General features: G+C 71.8%; 15 protein-coding genes. 7 read left to right on the top strand and 8 right to left on the bottom strand.

Features of this window, described 5'->3' with window-relative positions; genetic code table 11:
• Nucleotides 1-184: 184 nt before the first annotated feature.
• On the bottom strand, nucleotides 185-871 hold the full coding sequence (locus ACLQ27_RS31180; RefSeq protein WP_357498271.1) for a hypothetical protein: 687 nt from the start codon (nucleotides 869-871) through the stop codon (nucleotides 185-187).
• A gap of 69 nt (nucleotides 872-940) precedes the next feature.
• Between ACLQ27_RS31180 and ACLQ27_RS31175 the strand changes: the two genes are divergently transcribed.
• From ACLQ27_RS31175 to ACLQ27_RS31165, 3 genes are read left to right on the top strand one after another with little or no spacing between them, the layout of a single operon-like run.
• Complete coding sequence (locus tag ACLQ27_RS31175) at nucleotides 941-3,559, top strand: valine--tRNA ligase (RefSeq protein WP_425870106.1); 2,619 nt, start codon at nucleotides 941-943, stop codon at nucleotides 3,557-3,559.
• Complete coding sequence (locus ACLQ27_RS31170; protein ID WP_425870104.1) at nucleotides 3,556-4,890, top strand: bifunctional folylpolyglutamate synthase/dihydrofolate synthase; 1,335 nt, start codon at nucleotides 3,556-3,558, stop codon at nucleotides 4,888-4,890. Before ACLQ27_RS31175 ends, ACLQ27_RS31170 begins: the two co-directional genes overlap by 4 nt.
• Nucleotides 4,887-5,354: a DUF4233 domain-containing protein gene (locus tag ACLQ27_RS31165; protein WP_425870103.1), complete on the top strand. Its 468-nt coding sequence runs from the start codon at nucleotides 4,887-4,889 to the stop codon at nucleotides 5,352-5,354. The genes ACLQ27_RS31170 and ACLQ27_RS31165 overlap by 4 nt, the downstream gene beginning before the upstream one ends.
• Nucleotides 5,355-5,376: 22 nt before the next feature.
• Here the strand turns inward: ACLQ27_RS31165 and ACLQ27_RS31160 are convergent, their stop codons facing one another.
• Nucleotides 5,377-6,942 carry a VOC family protein gene (locus ACLQ27_RS31160; RefSeq protein WP_425870101.1) on the bottom strand — a complete coding sequence of 522 codons (1,566 nt, stop codon included), beginning with the start codon at nucleotides 6,940-6,942 and terminating at the stop codon, nucleotides 5,377-5,379.
• Between the two features lie 142 nt (nucleotides 6,943-7,084).
• Here ACLQ27_RS31160 and ndk point away from each other — a divergent pair, with 142 nt between their 5' ends.
• Nucleotides 7,085-7,510 carry a nucleoside-diphosphate kinase gene (ndk, locus tag ACLQ27_RS31155; protein WP_234586815.1) on the top strand — a complete coding sequence of 142 codons (426 nt, stop codon included), beginning with the start codon at nucleotides 7,085-7,087 and terminating at the stop codon, nucleotides 7,508-7,510.
• 12 nt (nucleotides 7,511-7,522) lie between these two features.
• Here ndk and sigJ read toward each other — a convergent pair whose 3' ends face one another.
• A complete protein-coding gene (sigJ, locus tag ACLQ27_RS31150; protein WP_425870099.1) occupies nucleotides 7,523-8,401 on the bottom strand; it encodes an RNA polymerase sigma factor SigJ in 879 nt (292 codons plus the stop codon).
• Entirely contained in the window at nucleotides 8,398-8,841 is a 444-nt protein-coding gene (locus tag ACLQ27_RS31145; protein WP_425870097.1) for a carboxymuconolactone decarboxylase family protein, read from the bottom strand. Before ACLQ27_RS31145 ends, sigJ begins: the two co-directional genes overlap by 4 nt.
• A gap of 210 nt (nucleotides 8,842-9,051) precedes the next feature.
• Here ACLQ27_RS31145 and ACLQ27_RS31140 point away from each other — a divergent pair, with 210 nt between their 5' ends.
• The gene (locus ACLQ27_RS31140) at nucleotides 9,052-10,602 is read left to right on the top strand and encodes an alkaline phosphatase D family protein (protein ID WP_357498283.1); all 1,551 of its coding nucleotides are present in this window, start codon (nucleotides 9,052-9,054) and stop codon (nucleotides 10,600-10,602) included.
• A 75-nt stretch (nucleotides 10,603-10,677) separates the two neighbouring features.
• Here ACLQ27_RS31140 and ACLQ27_RS31135 read toward each other — a convergent pair whose 3' ends face one another.
• The 4 genes from ACLQ27_RS31135 to ACLQ27_RS31120 are packed head-to-tail and all read right to left on the bottom strand — an operon-like array spanning nucleotide 10,678 to nucleotide 14,336.
• Nucleotides 10,678-11,466: an ABC transporter permease gene (locus ACLQ27_RS31135; RefSeq protein ID WP_357498285.1), complete on the bottom strand. Its 789-nt coding sequence runs from the start codon at nucleotides 11,464-11,466 to the stop codon at nucleotides 10,678-10,680.
• Between the two features lie 10 nt (nucleotides 11,467-11,476).
• Nucleotides 11,477-12,235, bottom strand: a complete 759-nt coding sequence (locus tag ACLQ27_RS31130; protein ID WP_357576032.1) for an ABC transporter permease — start codon at nucleotides 12,233-12,235, stop codon at nucleotides 11,477-11,479.
• An 11-nt stretch (nucleotides 12,236-12,246) separates the two neighbouring features.
• Entirely contained in the window at nucleotides 12,247-13,257 is a 1,011-nt protein-coding gene (locus ACLQ27_RS31125; RefSeq protein ID WP_234586829.1) for an ABC transporter ATP-binding protein, read from the bottom strand.
• A 59-nt stretch (nucleotides 13,258-13,316) separates the two neighbouring features.
• Nucleotides 13,317-14,336 carry an ArsR family transcriptional regulator gene (locus ACLQ27_RS31120; protein ID WP_425870094.1) on the bottom strand — a complete coding sequence of 340 codons (1,020 nt, stop codon included), beginning with the start codon at nucleotides 14,334-14,336 and terminating at the stop codon, nucleotides 13,317-13,319.
• Between the two features lie 308 nt (nucleotides 14,337-14,644).
• Between ACLQ27_RS31120 and ileS the strand changes: the two genes are divergently transcribed.
• Both ileS and ACLQ27_RS31110 read left to right on the top strand, forming a co-directional pair.
• Nucleotides 14,645-17,791, top strand: a complete 3,147-nt coding sequence (ileS, locus tag ACLQ27_RS31115) for an isoleucine--tRNA ligase (protein ID WP_357498291.1) — start codon at nucleotides 14,645-14,647, stop codon at nucleotides 17,789-17,791.
• Nucleotides 17,792-17,888: 97 nt separating this feature from the next.
• A complete protein-coding gene (locus ACLQ27_RS31110) occupies nucleotides 17,889-18,578 on the top strand; it encodes a lysophospholipid acyltransferase family protein (RefSeq protein ID WP_234586837.1) in 690 nt (229 codons plus the stop codon).
• The last annotated feature ends 267 nt before the right edge of the window (nucleotides 18,579-18,845 follow it).

The raw sequence follows: 18,845 nt of genomic DNA, 5'->3' as shown, positions 1-18,845 counted from the left end.
CGTGAGGGTGTGGGAGAGTAGGACACCGCCGGACAATCTTCCAGAAAAGGCCACCCCAATGGGGTGGTCTTTTCTGCGTTCCCCGATCCGGTGCCGCTGACATAGGGGCTTTTGCTGTCATCGGACAGCCCCGACACGGGACGGCCAGGGGGCACCGAGGATCCGCCGCCCGGACGAGCGCGGATCAGTCCCGGGTCTGCATGTCCCCGCGAAGGTCACGGAACAGGGCGCCGGCGTCGGTCACCGACCTACCGGGGAACATCGCCATCACGACGCTGCCGTGGTCCGCCCAGCCACACACCGCGAAGTCGCCGCCGTCGCCACTGGTGCTACCGCACTTCATGACGCCGCCCAGGTCGCCCGCGGGCACCTCGCGCAGGCCGGTCACCGCGCCGGTCTCGTCGGACATCAGGCCGAAGAGGCTGTCCAGATCGCGCTCCGGCTGCCAGAGCAGCGTGGTGCCGCCGAAAATCAGCACCGAGCGCTTGTCGTCGGCCGGGTCGCGGTAGACGGTGCCGAAACTGCGGTCCAGCTCGATGTCGGCGGCCAGGCCGCTGCGCAGGTAGTCCGCCGTGCTCCTGGCCCGCTCACTGTCGTCCCGGGTCAACCCCGCCACCTGGTCCGGTGAACTCAGCCGGGTGTCCTTCTGCTGCGCCACACGCCACCCGCCGACTCCCAGCACGCTCGCGCCCGCGAGACCCACGACCAGCGCGACCGTCCAACCGATCTTGCGGCGCCGGGACCAGCCACCGGACCGATCGTCGGGGTCGCCCCCGGTGTCCCGGGTGCTCAGCTGGATCGGCTCCTCGGTCAGCAAGATCGGCTCGTGACTGTCGTCGAGCGAACGTTCGGTGAGATGTGCGTCGGACATAGCCGACACCGTACGCGAACGAGAGGTGGCGCACGTCAGGTCCGCGGAAGCCCTCCGTAGACTTGTCAGGTGACCGAGAGACTGGATGCCCGACGCCCCGACGCCCCGACCCTCGCCGGCCAGTACCAGCCCGGCGAGGTAGAGCAGCGACGGTACGAGCAGTGGGTAGCCGCTGGGCACTTCCGGGCCTCCGCCGACAGCGACAAGCCCCCCTTCACCATCGTCATCCCGCCGCCGAACGTCACCGGCTCGCTGCACATGGGCCACGCGTTCGAGCACACGCTCATGGACGCGCTGACCCGGCGTAAGCGGATGCAGGGCTTCGAGGCGCTGTGGCTGCCCGGCATGGACCACGCCGGCATCGCCACCCAGAACCTGGTCGAGCGTCAGCTCGCCGCCGAGGGCCTGTCCCGACACGATCTCGGCCGGGAGAAGTTCGTCGAGCGGGTCTGGCAGTGGAAGGCCGAGTCCGGCGGCGCCATCCTCGGCCAGATGCGCCGCCTCGGCGACTCCGTGGACTGGGACCGTGAGCGCTTCACCATGGACGCGGGGCTGACCCGCGCCGTCCAGACGATCTTCAAGAAGCTCTTCGACGACGGTCTCATCTACCGGGCCAACCGGATCATCAACTGGTGCCCGCGCTGCCTCACCGCGCTCTCCGACATCGAGGTCGAGCACACCGACGACGACGGTGAGCTGATCTCCATCCGCTACAGCGACGAGGTCGTGGTGGCCACCACCCGGGCCGAGACGATGCTCGGCGACACCGCCGTCGCGGTGCACCCCGACGACGAGCGCTACCAGCACCTGATCGGCACCGAGGTCGAGTTGCCGCTCACCGGCCGGCGGATCCCGATCGTCGCCGACGCGCACGTCGACCCGAGCTTCGGCACCGGCATGGTCAAGGTGACGCCCGCCCACGACCCGAACGACTTCGAGATCGGCCAGCGCCACGACCTGCCGGCGTTGACCGTGATGGACGAGCGCGGTGTGATCACCGTGCCCGGCCCGTTCGAGGGACTGGACCGGTTCGAGGCGCGACCGGCGATCGTGGCCGCGCTGCGTGAGCAGGGCCGGATCGTCGCCGAGAAGCGGCCGTACGTGCACGCGGTCGGGCACTGCTCGCGCTGCAAGACCACCGTCGAGCCGCGGTTGTCGCTGCAGTGGTTCGTCAACACCGCCCCGCTCGCGCAGGCCGCCGGCGACGCGGTGCGTGACGGCCGGGTGCGCATCGAGCCGGCCGAGCTGGCCAAGCGCTACTTCGCCTGGGTCGACAACATGCACGACTGGTGCATCTCCCGCCAGCTGTGGTGGGGGCACCGCATCCCGGTCTGGTACGGCCCGGCGGGTGAGATCGTCTGCGTCGGCCCCGACGAGGAGGCGCCGACCGGCGAGGGCTGGCACCAGGACGAGGACGTCCTGGACACCTGGTTCTCCAGCGGCCTGTGGCCGTTCTCCACCCTCGGCTGGCCCGAAGAGACCCCGGACCTGGCGAAGTTCTACCCGACCAGCGTGCTGGTCACCGGGTACGACATCCTGTTCTTCTGGGTCGCCCGGATGATGATGTTCGGCCTGTACGCGATGGACGGCCGGCCGCCGTTCGACGTGGTCGCCCTGCACGGCATGGTGCGGGACCAGTTCGGCAAGAAGATGTCGAAGTCGTTCGGCAACGTGGTCGACCCGCTGGACTGGATCGACAGGTACGGCGCCGACGCCACCCGGTTCACCCTGGCGCGGGGCGCGAACCCCGGCCAGGACGTGCCGGTCAGCGAGGAGTGGTGCCAGGGTTCGCGCAACTTCTGCAACAAGCTCTGGAACGCCACCCGGTTCGCGCTGATGAACGGCGCGCACACCACTGGCGACCTGCCGCCCGTCGAGCAGCTCTCCACAGTCGACAGGTGGATCCTGTCCCGGCTGGCGCACGTCACCGCCGAGGTCGACGAGCAGTTCGAGGCGTACGAGTTCGCCAAGGTGTGCGACCTGCTCTACCACTTCGCCTGGGACGACGTCTGCGACTGGTACGTCGAGCTGAGCAAGCCGGTGCTCGCCGAGGGCGGTGAGCGGGCCGACGCGACCCGCCGGGTGCTCGGGCACGTGCTCGACCAGCTGCTGCGGCTGCTGCACCCGGTCATCCCGTTCGTCACCGAGGAGCTGTGGCTCGCGCTGACCGGCGGCGAGACGGTCCAGGCCGCCGCCTGGCCGGTGGCCGACCGGTCGCTGATCGACGACGCCGCCGAGGCCGAACTGGCCGGCGTGCAGCGGGTGGTCACCGAGATCCGCCGGTTCCGCTCCGACCAGGGGCTGCGCCCGACGCAGCGGGTGGCCGCCCGCCTGGACGGGCTGGCCGGGGCCGGCATCGCGGCCCACGAACCGCTGATCAGGTCGCTGGTCCGGCTGGACCCGGCCGGGGACGACTTCCAGGCCAGCGCCACGCTGGCCATGCCCGGCGCGGTAGGTGTCGCGTTGGACACCCGGGGGTCGATCGACCTGGCCGCCGAGCGGGCCCGGCTCACGAAGGACCGCGCCGCCGCAGAGAAGGAGGTCGCGCAGGCACGGGCGAAGCTCGACAACCCTGCCTTCATCGGCAAGGCCCCCGAGCCGGTCGTCGCGAAGATCCGCGACCGGCTCGCCACCGCCGAGGCCGACCTGGTCCGGATCGACGCTGCTCTGGAGACACTGCCCTCGTGACCGACCGTACCGATTTCGCCGCCGCCGAAGCCGAGCTGAACGAACGCGGTTTCACCCGCATGGTGTTCGAGCTGGACCGCATCGAGTCGCTGCTCGACCTGCTCGGCAGCCCGCAGCGGGCGTACCCGGCGATCCACCTGACCGGCACCAACGGCAAGACCTCCACCGCGCGGATGATCGACTCGCTGCTGCGGGCATTCGGGCTGCACACCGGCCGGTACACGAGCCCGCACCTGGAGACCGTGCGGGAACGGATCAGCCTGGACGGCGAGCCGGTCAGCGAGGAGCGGTTCGCCGCCGTGTACGGGGAGATCAAGCCGCTGGCCGAGCTTGTCGACGCCCGGTCGGACGAGCCGCTGACGTACTTCGACATGACCACCGCGCTGGCGTTCGCCACGTTCGCCGACGCGCCTGTCGACATCGCAGTGGTCGAGGTGGGGCTCGGCGGCGCCGAGGACGCCACGAACGTCATCCAGGCCGGGGTGTGTGTGATCACCCCGATCGGTCTGGACCACACCGAGTGGCTCGGCGACACCCTCCAGGACATCGCGCTGGCCAAGGCCGGCATCATCCACCCGGGCGCCACGGTGATCGCCGCGGCGCAGGAGGAGGAGGCCGCGCGTCCCCTGCTCGAACGGTGCGCCGAGGTGGGCGCCACCATCGCCCGCGAGGGCGGCGAGTTCGGGGTCCTGAGCCGGGCGGTCGCCGTCGGCGGGCAGGTGCTCAAACTGCAGGGCCTCGGTGGCGTCTACGACGAGGTGTTCCTCCCGCTGCACGGCGCGCACCAGGCGCAGAACGCCGCGGTGGCGCTCGCCGCGGTGGAGGCGTTCCTCGGTGCCGGGGCCCGACGGCAGCTGGACATCGAGGCCGTCCGGGAGGGCTTTGCCACGGCCAGCTCCCCGGGCCGGTTGGAGCGGGTCCGCAGTGCACCCACAGTCCTGCTCGACGGTGCGCACAACCCGCACGGCATGGCCGCGACGGTCAACGCCCTGCAGGAGGAGTTCGCGTTCAGCAAGCTGGTGGCGCTTGTCGGCGTGCTCGCCGACAAGGACGCGAGCAGCCTGTTGGAGCTGCTGGAGCCGGTGGCCGACGTCGTGGTGGTGACCCGCAACAGTTCGCCACGGGCGATGCCGACGAAGGAACTCGCCGCGCTGGCCGCCGAGATCTTCGGCGAGGAGCGCGTCGAGGTGGCCGAGGAGTTGCCGGACGCGATCGAGCTGGCGGTCGCGCTGGCCGAGGAGGACGTCCCCGGAGAGCTCAGCGGCGTCGGGGTCCTGGTGACCGGTTCGGTGGTCACGGTGGCCGACGCCCGCCGGCTGTTGAAGCGATGACCGGCCCCGAGCACGGCCCGCGCGCCACCGACGACCCGACCGGCCCGTCGGACGGCGAGGCGGGCGGGTCCACCGATCAGGGCACGACCGGACCGTCGGTGGGGGAGTCGGAGGCCGGGCAGCCGCGCCGGTCCGGGCTGCGCAACCCGGAGCGGGCGGTACGCGGCCTGGGCGCCGGGACGCTCAGCCTGGAGGCCCTGGTGCTGCTGCTGGCCATCCAGCCCATCCGGGTGGTCGGTGGCGACCTCGGTGGGGCCGCGATCGCGGCGGTGGTGGCCCTGGCGGTCGTCGCCGTCCTGCTCGCCGGCATGATGCGCCGCCCCTGGGCCTGGCACGCCGGCACCGTGCTGCAGGGCCTGCTGCTGCTGGCCGGTCTGCTGCACTGGTCGCTGCTCGTGCTGGGCATCATCTTCGCCCTGGTCTGGGCGTACGCGCTGCACGTCCGGCGGGTCATCCTCGGCTAGACGCGCCGACGACCCGGCCGGGTCAGGCGTCGGCGCGTTCGCGCCACTGGGTGAGGGCGATGCCGTGGCCGTCCGGGTCGCGGAAGGCCGCCGCCCACACCTCCAGCCGGCTGCCCCGGTTGACCACCCGGGGCGCGTACGTGAAGCGCACGCCGGAGTCGCGCAGCCGGCCGTACGCCGCCTCGATGTCGTCCACCTCGAGGTTGACGTGCACCAGCCGGCGGCTGATCGGCGCGGCCCCGGTCACCTCGCGCAGCACCAGCCGGGTCGTGCCGAAGGCGAGCACGGCATTGCCGGCGCCCTGGTCGACCTCGCTGAAGCCGAGCATGTCGCGGTAGAAGGCGAGCGACCGGGACAGGTCGGTGACCAGCAGGGTCAGGCCGACACCGCTGATCGGGCCGGCCGGATCGGCCGCGGACGCGCCGTCGTACCCGAAGATCGCCTCGTCCAGGTCCTCGGCGGTGACGGTCTCGCGGGCCGTCCCGGTCGGGGTCGGATCGTCCAGCGGCAGGTCCAGCGGGTCCAACGGGTCCATGGCGACCGGGCCGGTGCGCTGCGCCGGAGGTGGATCGACGCGCGGCGCGGCGGGCGGGTCGAGGCGGGCCTCGGCGGTCGCGCGCCGGTCGTCGGTAGTCGGGTCGATGCGGTCGTCGGCCTGGTCGATGCGGTCGTCGATCGGGGCGAGCGGGTCGGCGTCGGGCTCGTCGAAGTGCTCCTCCGCCGGTGGACGCGGTGCGGGGGTCGCCCGTCGGGGCAGCCCCGAACCGGGCTGCGGCTCGACGACGACGCCTTCGAGCACCACCGGACCGCCCGGGCTCTGGCTCATGACCACCGGCTCGCGCTCGTCGGGTGCGAGTGCCGGGTCGTCGCGCAGCGGGTCGGGGCCGCGCGCGTCACGGAACACCTCGGGGCCGCGCGGGTCGCGGAACGGGTCACCGTCGCGGGCGTCGCGGAACGGGTCACCGTCGCGGGCGTCGCGGAACGGGTCGCCGTCGCGGGCACGCGGGTCAAGGAACCCTTCGGCGTCGCGCCCGTCCCGGAAGTCGTCGTCGGCAGCGCGGTCGGCCCACGGCGGGGCGTCCTGTTGGATGATCACGTCGTCCACGGCGTCGATGTCGCCGAACTCCGGTGGGAGGTCGGCGACGGCCGCCGCGGTCTCGGCGTGGGTGGGCACCTCGTCCCAGAGGACCTTGACGTGCCGCTGGTCGTCCAACGCGACCCGGATCGGCAGGGTCTGACCCAGCGACGGCCACTTCGAGACCGGCACCCGCGGCTCGATGATCTTCTTGGATCGGGGTGGCAGACCTGGCGCGTCGATGACCAGTTGCAGCTCGCACCGGCCGAACGCGTACTGGGTGGGTGGTTCGGAGGCGCTGTGCACGTGCGCCACGCCGACCACCCAGGTGCGCCCCCCGCCGCGTACGGTCGCGAGCGCGATCGCCAGCACCAGCAGGGCGACCCCGAGGGCCACGATGGCCCAGCTGGTCATGCCCAGCCCGAAGAGGACGACGAAGGTGGCCACGGTGCCGAGCACCGTGCCGATGAGCTTGCGTACCGGCGCGATGGGCCGGTTCCCGCCATTCGCCACAGTGGACCTCCCGGGGGTCAGGGCCAGGCTAGGCCGGATCGGCCACCGGGGGAAAGACCGGCCGCCGCGCCGGCGCCGGGACCGGGTCGCTAGGCTGACCGTACCGAGCCCAAGCGTTCTGCGCGTACAGGAGGAACCCAGCGTGTCCAGCAACAGCCCGGATGAGCGCAGCCTCGTGCTGATCAAGCCCGACGCGGTCCGCCGCGGTCTGGTCGGCGAGGTCCTCTCCCGCTTCGAGCGCAAGGGGCTGCGAATCGACGCGATGGTGCACCGGACGATGGACGCCGCGCTCGCCGACGCGCACTACGCCGAGCACGTCGACAAGGCGTTCTACCCGCCGCTGAAGGACTTCATGACCGGCGGCCCGCTGGTCGCCCTGGTGCTCTCCGGCGACCAGGTCATCGACGTGGTCCGCGGGCTGGTCGGCGCGACCGACGGCCGCAAGGCAGCCGCCGGCACGATCCGGGGCGACCTGTCGCTGTCCAACCGGGAGAACCTCGTACACGCCTCCGACTCGACGGACAGCGCCAAGCGCGAGATCGGGCTCTGGTTCCCCGAGCTCAGCTGACAGCGCGGGGGTTCAGTCGACCGGCGGTAGCTTCTCCGGGTTGCCCACGACGTAGATCCCGGTGATCCGGCCGGCGTCGGCGGTGACGGTCATCGTGTACCGGCCGCCGTCGGAGCGGCGGGTCAGCAGGATGGCCGGTTCGCCGTTCATCTCGACCCGACGCGCCGTCCACTCGCGGCCGGGGCCGTAGATCCCGGCGTAGAACCGGGCGACCCGGTCGGCGCCGTGCAGCGGGTTGCGGGCGGAACGCACCCGGCCGCCGCCGTCGTTCCACGCCGTCACGTCCGCGGCCACCAGACTGGTGAGCGTCGCCAGGTCGCCGTTTCGGGCGGCGGCGAGGAACGCCTCCAGCAGCCGCTCACGCTCCGACCGGCTGGCGGTGAAGCGGCGGCGCTCCTGGCGTACCCGGGTGGCCGCCCGGTGGTGCAGTTGCCGACAGTCCTCGGGGCTCCGGTCCAGGATCTCCGCGATCTCGGCGTACGGCAGGTCGAACGCGGTGTGCAGGACGTACACCGCGCGCTCCGGCGGGGTGAGCCGCTCCAGGACGTGCAGCAGGGCGGTGGACAGCGAGTCGCGCAGCTCCGCGCGGTCCAGTGGCCCGAACGGCGAGGGCTCGGTCGGCACCGGCTCGGGCAGCCATGGCCCGACGTACGTCTCGCGGGCCGCCTGCCGGGTCCGCAGCCGGTCCATCGCGAGCCGCGTGACCACCCGGGACAGGTAGCGACGCGGCTCGACCACGGTGGCGCGGTCCACGCCGAGCCACCGCAGGTACGCCTCCTGGAGCACGTCCTCGGCGTCGTGCCGGCTGCCGAGCAGGCGGTAGGCGAGCCCGAGCAGCATCGGCCGGTGCGCCTGGAGCGCACCGGCCGCCTCTGCCGCCCCGGTCGTCACACCTGCGCCGGGGGCTCCGTGTGCGTCGTCACGGCGATACGATTCCACACGTTGATTGTGGCGATCGCGAGGACCAGATCGGCCAGTTCCTTCTCCGACCAGACCTTCGCGGCGGCGTCCCACACCTCGTCCGACACGCCGTGCTCGCCGAGCCGGGTCACCGCGTCGGTGAGCGCCAGCGCGGTCTGCTCCCGCTCGTCGAAGAACGACAGCGCCTCCCGCCAGGCGGTCACCGCGAACAGCCGCCGGCTCGACTCGCCGGCGGCGAGGGCGTCGCGGCTGTGCATGTCCACGCAGTACGCGCAGCCGTTCAGCATCGACGCCCGCAGCTTGACCAGCTCCAGCACGGTGTGGTCGACGTTCGCCTGGACGTACTTCTCCAGGCCCGAAACGGCCTGGTATCCCTGCGGCGCGACCTCGAAGAGCCTCATTCGTTGCATGACCAACTCCCTGTTCGATCCGACACCGCTACGACGGTCCGAGCGGGGTCTGCCGTGACAACCGTCGTGGTGACCCCGGTCACGCGTGGTGGGCCGGTCGGAAGCGTTCCGGCCGGACAGCAGGCGTTCGGGCCCCGGTCATCCGGGCCGCCGGTCGCGGTCATCTCCGCCCGGTAGACCGACGGGGTCAACCCATGACCGGGAGGAAGCATGACCGAGCTTGATCGACGTACCCTGCTGCGGGCCGGTTTGGTGGCCGGGGCCGGAGTCGCCGGCGGTGCGCTGCTGGGCGGCGGCGGCGCGAACGCCGCCCCGGCCTGGCGCCCGGCGGGACGCCCCGTGCTCACCCACGGCGTGCAGAGCGGCGACGTGACCGCCGATTCGGCGCTGGTCTGGACGCGGGCCGACCGTCCGGGCCGGATGCTTGTCGAGGTGAGTCGGCGGCCCGACTTCCGGGGCGCCCGGCAGCTGCGGGGTCCGGTGCTCGGCCCGAGCGGGGACTTCACCGGCAAGGTGCGGCTGCGGGGCCTGCCGGACGCCGAGCGGCTGCACTACCGGGTCCGGGTGGAGAGCCTGGAGCGGCACGGGGTGGTCAGCGAGCCGCTGACCGGGTCGCTGACCACCGCGCCGGGCCGGCACCGGCGACGCGATGTGTCGTTCGTGTGGACCGGGGACATCGTCGGGCAGGGCTGGGGGATCGACCCCACCTACGGCGGACTGTCGATCTTCCGGGCGATGCGGGAGGTCCGTCCGGACTTCTACCTGTGCAGCGGCGACACCGTGTACGCCGACGGGCCGCTGGTCGAGTCGGTGACGCTGCCCGACGGGCGGATCTGGCGCAACCTGGTGACCCCCGAGAAGAGCAAGGTCGCCGAGACGCTCACCGAGTACCGGGGACAGTTCGCCTACAACCTGCTCGACACGCACCTGCGGGAGTTCGCCGCGGCGGTGCCGCAGATCAACCAGTGGGACGACCACGAGGTCCTCAACAACTGGTACCCCGGGGAGATCCTGGACGACCCGCGCTACACCGAGCAGCGCGTCGACGTGCTCGCCGCGCGGGCCAGTCAGGCCTTCCACGAGTGGCTGCCCGTGCCGGACGACGGGCCGCTGTACCGACGGATCCCGTACGGGCCGCTGCTGGACGTGTTCGTGCTCGACATGCGCACCCACAAGGACCCCAACGACGGCAACACGTACGCCGACCCGAAGCGCGGTCTGCTCGGCCGCGAGCAGCGGGAGTGGCTGATCCGGGAGCTGAAGCGCTCCACGGCGACCTGGAAGGTGATCGCCAACGACCTGCCGATCGGGGTCGTGGTGCCGGACGGTCCGGGGGCGCAGGAGGGTGTCGCGCAGGGCGACAGCGGTGCGCCGCTCGGTCGTGAGCTGGAGTTCGCCGAGGTGCTGCGAGCAACCCATCGGGCTCAGGTGACCGGCATGGTCTTCCTCACCGCCGACGTGCACTACTCCGCCGCGCACCACTACGACCCGTCCCGGGCGGCGGTCGGCGACTTCACGCCGTTCTGGGAGTTCGTCTCCGGCCCGGCGCACGCCGGCGCGTTCGGCCCGAACGCCCTGGACGGCACGTTCGGCCCGCAGGCGGTCTTCGTGCACGCCCCGCCGCGCGCCAACACCTCACCGGCCGAGGGCTTCCAGCACTTCGGCGAGGTGTCGATCGACGGCGAGTCGGCGGCCCTGACGGTCCACCTGCGCGACCGCGACGGCGCCTCGCTCTGGAACACCACCCTCCCCGCCCCGTAACCCCCGTGCTGATCACGAAGTTGTCGCCCCACGTCGGCGCGGGGGGCGACAACTTCGTGATCGAGGCCGGTGGGGTCAGAGGGTTTCCAGGGAGGCTCGGCGGCGGGACTCGGCTTCGAAGACCTTGAGCAGGACGGCGGCCAGGATCGCGTACGCGACGGCGATGGCCAGTTCGGCGGCGAGCTGGGGCGCGGCGGCCCGGAAACCCTCGCCGGCAACCAGCCGGCGGGCCGCCTCGGCCGCGTGGGTGATCGGCAGCAGCTCGCCGGTGACCCGCATCCAGGCCGGTAGCCCGGCGGCGGGCACGTTCACCCCGGTGAGCAGGAGCAGCAGGGCCACCGACACGTTGGAGACCAGCCAGACGTCGCGGAACCGCAGCCCGATCGCACCCAGCGTCAGGCCGAAGAACCCGCACGCCAACGCCGCCACCGCCAGGGTGAGCAGCAACCCCGGCAGCGCGTCGGCCGGCACCCGCAGGCCCAGCAGCAGCGACGCCGCGGTCAGCGTGGTCACCGCGATCAGCAGCCCGTTGCCGGCGTACGGCAGGACCCGGCCGAGGAACACCGCGGTGCGGCTGCGGGGGGAGAGCAGCACGTGCCCGAGGGTCCCGAAGCGCCGCTCGTTGGAGACGGCCATGGTGCCGCCGAACACGCAGGCCAGCGAGGACGCCAGCACGGCGTTGCCGGTGATGTAGAAGCCGTCGTCGGCGACGCCGAGCTGCCGGCCCAGGTAGGCGAAGAAGAGCAGTTGGAACAGCGGGCCGACGAGCAGCGTGCCGACGAACATCGCCGGGGTGGTCCAGTTGAACAGGGCCCGGTAGGCGATCACGCCACCGGTCCCGATCAGGCGCAGCAGTGCGGTCATCGTCGCCTCCTCAGGCCAGGGCGAGGGTGGCTGCCGCGCGGGCCCGCCGCTCGACGTGGGTCATCATGAGCGCACCGAGAGCCAGGCAGGCCACGCTGATCGCGAGGCAGATGCCGAGCGAGGGCCAGACCGGCCCGCTGCCGGTGGCCGCCTCACGGACCGCCCGCGCTCCCCACGTGGTGGGCAGCACGGCGCCGATCGGGCCGGTCCAGCCGGGCAGCGCGGTGATCGGGATGAGCATCCCGGAGACCAGCCAGATCGGGTACTCCATCGTGTTGGTGAGCGCGTTGGCGTTGCGCAGCAGCACGAACGTCGAGGCGAGCAGCAGACCGAACATGCCGAGGCCGATGATGCAGCCGGGCACCGCGACCGCGAACGCCAGCGGGTCGGCGAAGGTCAGCGGGATGCCGTACAGCAGGCGACCCCAGGCGAGGGTGGCGAGCATGGCGTACGTGCCGGTGAGCGCGGTCGCGAGGGTGATCGGCAGCACCACCAGGGCCGGCGGGCGAGGTGCCAGCATGATCATTTCCAGGGTGCCCTGCCACCGCTGGTTCTGGATGGCGCCACCCGAGCCGAACAACACCGACGACCAGATGCCCATCAGGCCCGCCCCGACCGCGGCCTCCAGCAGCCGACCCGGCTCACCGCCGGCCCGGAAGAGATAGACGGCCAGGGTCGCCTGCACCACCGGCACGATCAGCGCGGTGGCGATCTCGAACGGCGAGCGGCTGAGCTGCTTGGCGTGCAGCAGCGCACCGACGGCGATCATGCGCAGCGTCCTCACACCCCCACCGCCTCAGCGGGTCGGGCCTGCGCGTCGACGCGGTTCACGATCGCCACGTACGCGTCCTCCAGGGTGGGCCGCCGGGCCGTGACACGACCCAGCCGCACCCCGTCCAGTGCCCGCAGCACGTCCGCCTGCACGTCCACCCCCGCGTCGGACTGCACGGTCAGCACCTGCGCCGCGCCGGTGACGACAACGCTCGCCTCGCGTACCCCGGGAAGGGCGTGGATGAGCGCGAGCTGCGCGTCGCTCACCCCGTACGCCTCGACCTCCAGCACCTGCCGGCCGTCGGCGTGGTGCCGCAGTTCCGCCGGGGTGCCGAGGGCCTGGATCGCCCCGTTCGCGATCACGGCGATGCGGCCGCACAGCTCGTCGGCCTCGGCCATGTAGTGGGTGGTGAGCAGCACTGTGGTGCCGGTGGCGGCGAGGTCGGCAACTGTCTGCCGCAGTTCCCGGGCGGCCACCGGGTCCACCCCGATCGACGGCTCGTCGAGGAAGAGGACACGCGGCCGGTGCAGCAGGCCCCGGGCGATGTGCAGCCGCTGCCGCATGCCCCGCGAGTAGCCCTCCACCCGGTCGTTCTCCCGGCCGGTCAGGCGGACCAGCTCGAACAGCTCGGCGATCCGCCGCTTCTGCTCGCGCCCCGGCACGCCGTACAGCTCGGCGAAGTAGCGCAGGTTGTCCCGCGCGGAGAGCCTGTCGTACAGGCCGCGGTCGCCGCCGAAGACGTACCCGATCCGTCGGCGTACCTCCCGGGTCTGCCGGACCACGTCGAACCCGCAGATCCGGGCCTCACCGGCGGTCGGGATGAGCAGCGTGTTCAGCAGCTTGATGGTCGTGGTCTTCCCAGCGCCGTTCGGCCCGAGCAGGCCGAACAGCTCCCCGTTGCCGACCGTCAGGTCGACGCCGCGGACCGCCTGGACCTCCCGGCGCTGGGGTCGTAACCACCCGGTGCGGCTGCGGTACGTGCGCCGCAACCCGACCGCCTCGATCGCGTGTTCGCTCATGTCGGGAGGTTAGGAGTGGCCGGGGTGGGTGGGAAACGAATTCGGACCGGGCCGAATCCTCAGGCCGATGCGGTCGTCGGCTCGTCACCGACGAGCTGCACCAGGGCCACGCCGGCCGGCTCCAGGCCGTACAGCACCCGACGGCCGACCCGGCGGCGGTGCACCACCCCGGCGGCGAGCAGCGCCGAGAGCTGCTCCGAGACGGTGCTCGGGGCCAGCCCCAGGGTCGCGGCGAGACCGGCTGTGGTCGCCGGTCGGGTCAACGCCCGCAGCACCTGTGCCCGACCCCGACCGACCAGCACCGCCAGCCGGTCGGTGGTCGGTGCGGCACCCGGCGCCGGTACCGGCCCGCCCTCGGCGAGCAGCACCGCCCCGCGCGCCTGGTAGGAGACGGCGACGATCTCGGGATGATCGGTGGAGCAGGTGAGCGCACCCCGCGAAAAGATCAACGGAACCAGCAGCAGGCGCTGGTTCACGGCCTCGAAGCGCTGCTCCAACGGCTTCACGAGCGTCAGCACCGGTTTGTCCCAGCGCACCCGTTCGTGCAGGTCGGCCAGCAGCGCGTCCGGGCCGTCGGCGGCGAGCGCCCGCGCCCGGTGCAGCACCTCCTCGTCCAGCGCCGCCCGCATCGCCGGCCACCAGGGCGCGATCGCCGCGTCCCAGTACGCCTCGATGCCGTCGGCGAGCCGGTCCAGGGCGGCCTGCCGGTCCGTCACGAACGGGCCCAGCCACCCGGGCAGGTCGTCGAGGCGGTGGTAGCGGGGGATCTGCTCGGCGATCACCTCCGCGGGTGTCGCGCGCAGCTCGGCGAGCTGCTCGGCCAGCGTCGGCGCGGCGGACGAGGGGACGGGCGTGAGGAAGTCCGGCGCACGTGAACCGATCGTCAACACCCGGACCGGCACCGTCGCCGGCACCTCGGCGAGCACCCGCCGCGCGTGCCGCGCCCAACCGGTGTACGGCCAGGGCGCCTCGCCCGGATTGCGGTGCAGCACGTACAGGCTGGTCAGCACCTCCCAGAGAGGGCTGATCGCGATCCGGGTGCGGGCCAGCGTCGGCTCGTCCAACTCGATCCGGATCACCCGGCCAGCCTAGGGTGCCCGCGCGCGCCATTACTCGGCGGCGCGGCGGTGGGCCTGTCGAGTATCGTTGTGCACCGTAAGGCGATGACCCGGCCATCACCGGTGAGCCTCCGGAAGAACAGCCGGGCAACCGGCCCAGTAGAACCGGACGGGTGCGGCCCGTCACAGCCGGCAAATGAGCGGGCGGTCGATCCTGACCGCCAAGCGGGGTGGTACCGCGGGCCACCCGGGAGCGCCGTCGTCGGCGTACCCGGAAGGTTCGTCCTCGCAGACCCACGTTGAGTGAGCTGCGAGGAGAACGACACCCGATGGCCTATCCGTTGCACGACCCGACCGCTGCCGGTGTCCCGGCGAGCCCGGACCTGCCCGCGGTCGAGCGCCGGGTGCTGGAGCACTGGACGGCCGACAAGACCTTCGAGGCGTCCGTCGAGGCCCGACCGGCCGGCGACGACGGCAAGAACGAGTACGTCTTCTACGACGGCCCGCCGTTCGCCAACGGCCTGCCGCACTACGGCCACCTCTTCACCGGGTACGTCAAGGACGTGGTGCCGCGCTACCAGACCATGCGCGGGCGGCACGTGGAGCGGCGGTTCGGCTGGGACTGCCACGGCCTGCCCGCCGAGGTGGTGGCCGAGAAGCAGCTCGGCATCACCAGCAAGGCGGAGATCATCGACCTGGGCGTGGCCCGGTTCAACGAGGCCTGCCGCACCTCCGTGCTGGAGTTCACCCAGGACTGGGAGCGGTACATCAACCGGCAGGCCCGCTGGGTCGACTTCGCCAACGACTACAAGACCCTCGACCTGGACTACATGGAAAGCGTCATGTGGGCCTTCAAGACCCTGCACGAGAAGGGTCTGATCTACGAGGGTTTCCGGGTGCTGGCGTACTGCTGGCGCTGTGAGACGCCGCTGTCGAACACCGAGACCCGGATGGACGACGTCTACCGGGACCGGCACGACCCGACGTTGTCGGTGTGGTTCGGGCTGACCGCCGACGAGTCCGCACCGGAGCTGGTGCGCGGGCCGGTCAAGCTGGGCGTCTGGACGACCACGCCGTGGACCCTGCCGTCGAACCTGGCCCTCGCCGTCGGACCGGACATCGAGTACGCGGTCCTGGAGCGCGACGGCGACCGCTACGTGGTGGGCGCGGCGCGGCTGGCCGCGTACGCCAAGGAACTGGACGGCTACGAGCAGGTCGGCACCGTGTACGGCCGCGACCTGGTCGGACGCCGCTACACCCCGCTGTTCGACTTCCTCGTCGAGCAGGCCGGCGAGAACGCGTACCAGGTGCTCGGCGCGGAGTTCGTCACCACCGAGGACGGCACCGGGATCGTGCACCTCGCCCCGGCGTTCGGTGAGGACGACCAGAACGTCTGCAACGCCGCCGGCATCCCCACCATCGTCACTGTCGACGACCACACCCGGTTCACCGCGCTGGTCCCGCCGTACCAGGGTGAGCAGGTCTTCGACGTCAACAAGCCGGTGATCCGGGAGCTGAAGGACCGGGGGGTGGTGCTCAAGCAGGACACCTACACCCACTCGTACCCGCACTGCTGGCGCTGCGACACCCCGCTGGTCTACAAGGCGGTGTCGTCGTGGTTCGTGGCCGTGACCAAGTTCCGGGACCGGATGGTCGAGCTGAACCAGGAGATCAACTGGACGCCCGGCCACATCAAGGACGGCTCGTTCGGCAAGTGGCTGGCCAACGCCCGCGACTGGTCGATCAGCCGCAACCGGTTCTGGGGCTCCCCGATCCCGGTGTGGAAGTCCGACGACCCGAACTACCCGCGCCTGGACGTCTACGGCTCGCTCGCCGACATCGAGCGGGACTTCGGCGTACGCCTGAGCGACCTGCACCGGCCGGCGGTGGACGACCTGGTCCGCCCCAACCCGGACGACCCGACCGGTCAGTCGATGATGCGCCGGGTGCCGGAGGTGCTGGACTGCTGGTTCGAGTCCGGGTCGATGCCGTTCGCCCAGGTGCACTACCCGTTCGAGAACGCGGACTGGTTCGAGCACCACTACCCGGGTGACTTCATCGTCGAGTACATCGGGCAGACCCGGGGCTGGTTCTACACCATGCACGTGCTGGCGACCGCGCTGTTCGACAGGCCGGCGTTCCGCAACTGCCTGAGCCACGGCATCCTGCTCGGCTCGGACGGGCGCAAGATGTCCAAGAGCCTGCGCAATTACCCGGACGTCTACCACGTCTTCGACTCGTACGGGTCGGACGCGATGCGCTGGATGCTGATGTCCTCGCCGGTGCTGCGCGGCGGGGACATGGCGGTCACCGAGACGCTGATCCGCGACGCCGTGCGGCAGGTGCTGCTGCCGCTGTGGAACGTCTGGTACTTCTTCTCGCTCTACGCCAACGCGGACGGGTACCAGGCGCGGCGGCGCACCGACTCGACGCACCTGCTCGACAGGTACATCCTGGCCAAGACCAACGAGCTGGTGTCGACGGTCAGCGCGCAGATGGACGCGTACGACATCTCCGGCGCGTGCGCCACCGTGCGGTCCTACCTGGACGCGCTGACCAACTGGTACGTGCGCCGCTCGCGGGACCGGTTCTGGTCCGGCGACGCCAACGCGTTCGACACCCTGTCGACGGTGCTGGAGACGCTCTGCCGGGTGGTGGCGCCGCTGGCGCCGCTGACCGCGGAGGAGATCTGGCGCGGGCTGACCGGGGAGCGCTCGGTGCACCTGACCGACTGGCCGGAGGCGAGCGAGTTCCCCGCCGACCACGAGCTGGTCGCCGCCATGGACAACGTGCGGGCCGTGGCCTCGGCGGCGCTGTCGCTGCGCAAGGCCAAGGGTCTGCGGGTACGTCTGCCGCTGTCGAAGCTGACCGTGGCCTCCCCGGCGGCGGAGCAGCTGCGACCGTTCACCGACCTGATCACCGACGAGGTGAACGTCAAGGCGGTGGAGTTCAGCGCGGAACTGTCCGAGTACTGCCAGCAGGTGCTGACAGTGGTGCCCCGGGCGCTCGGTCCGCGCGTCGGCAAGCAGGTCCAGCAGGTGATCAAGGCGGTCAAGGCCGGCGACTGGGAGCTGGTCGACGGCGCCCCGGTGGCCGCCGGCGTCACCCTGGCCGAGGGCGAGTACGAGCTGCGCCTCGTCGCTGCCGACGCCGAGCACTCCGCGCCGCTGCCCGGCGGCGAGGGCGTGGTCGTGCTGGACACCGAGGTCACCCCGGAGCTGGCCGCCGAGGGCCTCGCCCGCGACGTGGTGCGGGTGGTGCAGCAGGCCCGCCGCGACGCCGACCTGGACGTCTCCGACCGGATCGTGGTGTCGGTGTCGGCGTCCGAGGAGGTGCGCGCGGCGGTGAGCGCGTACGTCGATTTCGTCGCCGGTGAGGTGCTGGCCGACTCGATCGACTTCGCCGAGGGCCTCGACGGGTTCGCCGGCGAGGTGGGCGAGGGTGAGCGGGTGACGGTCACCGTCCGGCGGGTGTAACGCGCGGGTGCGGACGCCTCCCCACCTCCGTCCGGGAGGTGTGGAGGCGTCCGCTACCGTGACACCGCCTGCTCGCACCTCATCTGCCGGAGGACCAGTGCCCCTGCTCTACACCATCGGCAAGCTCACCGTGGCGCCCACGCTGCGGTTGGCGTTCCGCCCGACCGTGGAGGGGCTGGAACACGTGCCGGAAACCGGCGGCGCGATCTTCGCCGGCAACCATCTCTCGGTGGCCGACGAGCTGTTCCTCGGCACTGTGGTGCCCCGGCACCTGGCGTTCTGGGCCAAGTCGGAGTACTTCAAGGGCACCGGCGTGAAGGGCGCGTTCTCGAAGTTCGTCCTCACCGGTCTGGGCGCGATCCCGGTCGAGCGGGCCGGTGGGCGGGCCGCGCTGTCCGCGTTCGACGCCGCCATCCCGGCGTTGCAGGGTGGTGACCTGGTGGTGGTCTATCCGGAGGGCACCCGCTCACCGGACGGCAAGCTCTACCGGGGGCGGACCGGAGCGGCCCGGCTGGCGATCTCCGCCGGTGTGCCGATCATCCCGGTCGGCACGATCGGCACGGACAAGGCCCAGCCGATCGGCGCCCGGGTGCCCCGTCCCGGCACCGCCAAGATCACCGTCCGGTTCGGCAAGCCGCTGGACTTCACCGGTCGCCCGGACGACCGCACCTCGCTGCGCCAGATGACCGACGAGCTGATGAGCGAGATCCAGAAGCTCACCGGCCAGGAGTACGTCCCGCGCTACGCCCCGCCGCGCGCCCACCCGGACCCGACCCGCGACGCCTGACCCGGGCTGCCGCCTGTCGGCGCTGCCGTTCGTCGGGGGTGTTGCTGGCGGGGCTGGGGTTTCCCGGCTGCTGCTGTCGGGCCCGCTGGCCTCGGCCGCCGAGCTGGCGGGCAATCCGGTCGGAGGCGATATACCTGTGAGTCATATTTATGACTCACAGGTATCTGCATTGCTCGCCCTGTCGTCCACCTGCGGCGTGACGCAGCGTCATGCAAGCACCCAGTAACCAACACGCCGGCGGCGCACGGCGGGCCAGCGCGGCGGCAC

The organism is Micromonospora sp. DT63, from assembly GCF_049841615.1.
GTDB lineage: Bacteria > Actinomycetota > Actinomycetes > Mycobacteriales > Micromonosporaceae > Micromonospora.
The sequence above is the reverse complement of the archived record's forward strand: the minus strand, read 5'-3'. Positions and strand labels throughout refer to the sequence as shown.

Coding starts and splice junctions, on each gene's coding strand:
- ACLQ27_RS31180 (WP_357498271.1), bottom strand. CDS start 871: ATGTCCGACGCACATCTCACCGAACGTTCGCTCGACGACAGTCACGAG.
- ACLQ27_RS31165 (WP_425870103.1), top strand. CDS start 4,887: ATGACCGGCCCCGAGCACGGCCCGCGCGCCACCGACGACCCGACCGGC.
- ACLQ27_RS31145 (WP_425870097.1), bottom strand. CDS start 8,841: ATGCAACGAATGAGGCTCTTCGAGGTCGCGCCGCAGGGATACCAGGCC.
- ACLQ27_RS31140 (WP_357498283.1), top strand. CDS start 9,052: ATGACCGAGCTTGATCGACGTACCCTGCTGCGGGCCGGTTTGGTGGCC.
- ACLQ27_RS31135 (WP_357498285.1), bottom strand. CDS start 11,466: ATGACCGCACTGCTGCGCCTGATCGGGACCGGTGGCGTGATCGCCTAC.
- ACLQ27_RS31130 (WP_357576032.1), bottom strand. CDS start 12,235: ATGATCGCCGTCGGTGCGCTGCTGCACGCCAAGCAGCTCAGCCGCTCG.
- ACLQ27_RS31125 (WP_234586829.1), bottom strand. CDS start 13,257: ATGAGCGAACACGCGATCGAGGCGGTCGGGTTGCGGCGCACGTACCGC.
- ileS (WP_357498291.1), top strand. CDS start 14,645: ATGGCCTATCCGTTGCACGACCCGACCGCTGCCGGTGTCCCGGCGAGC.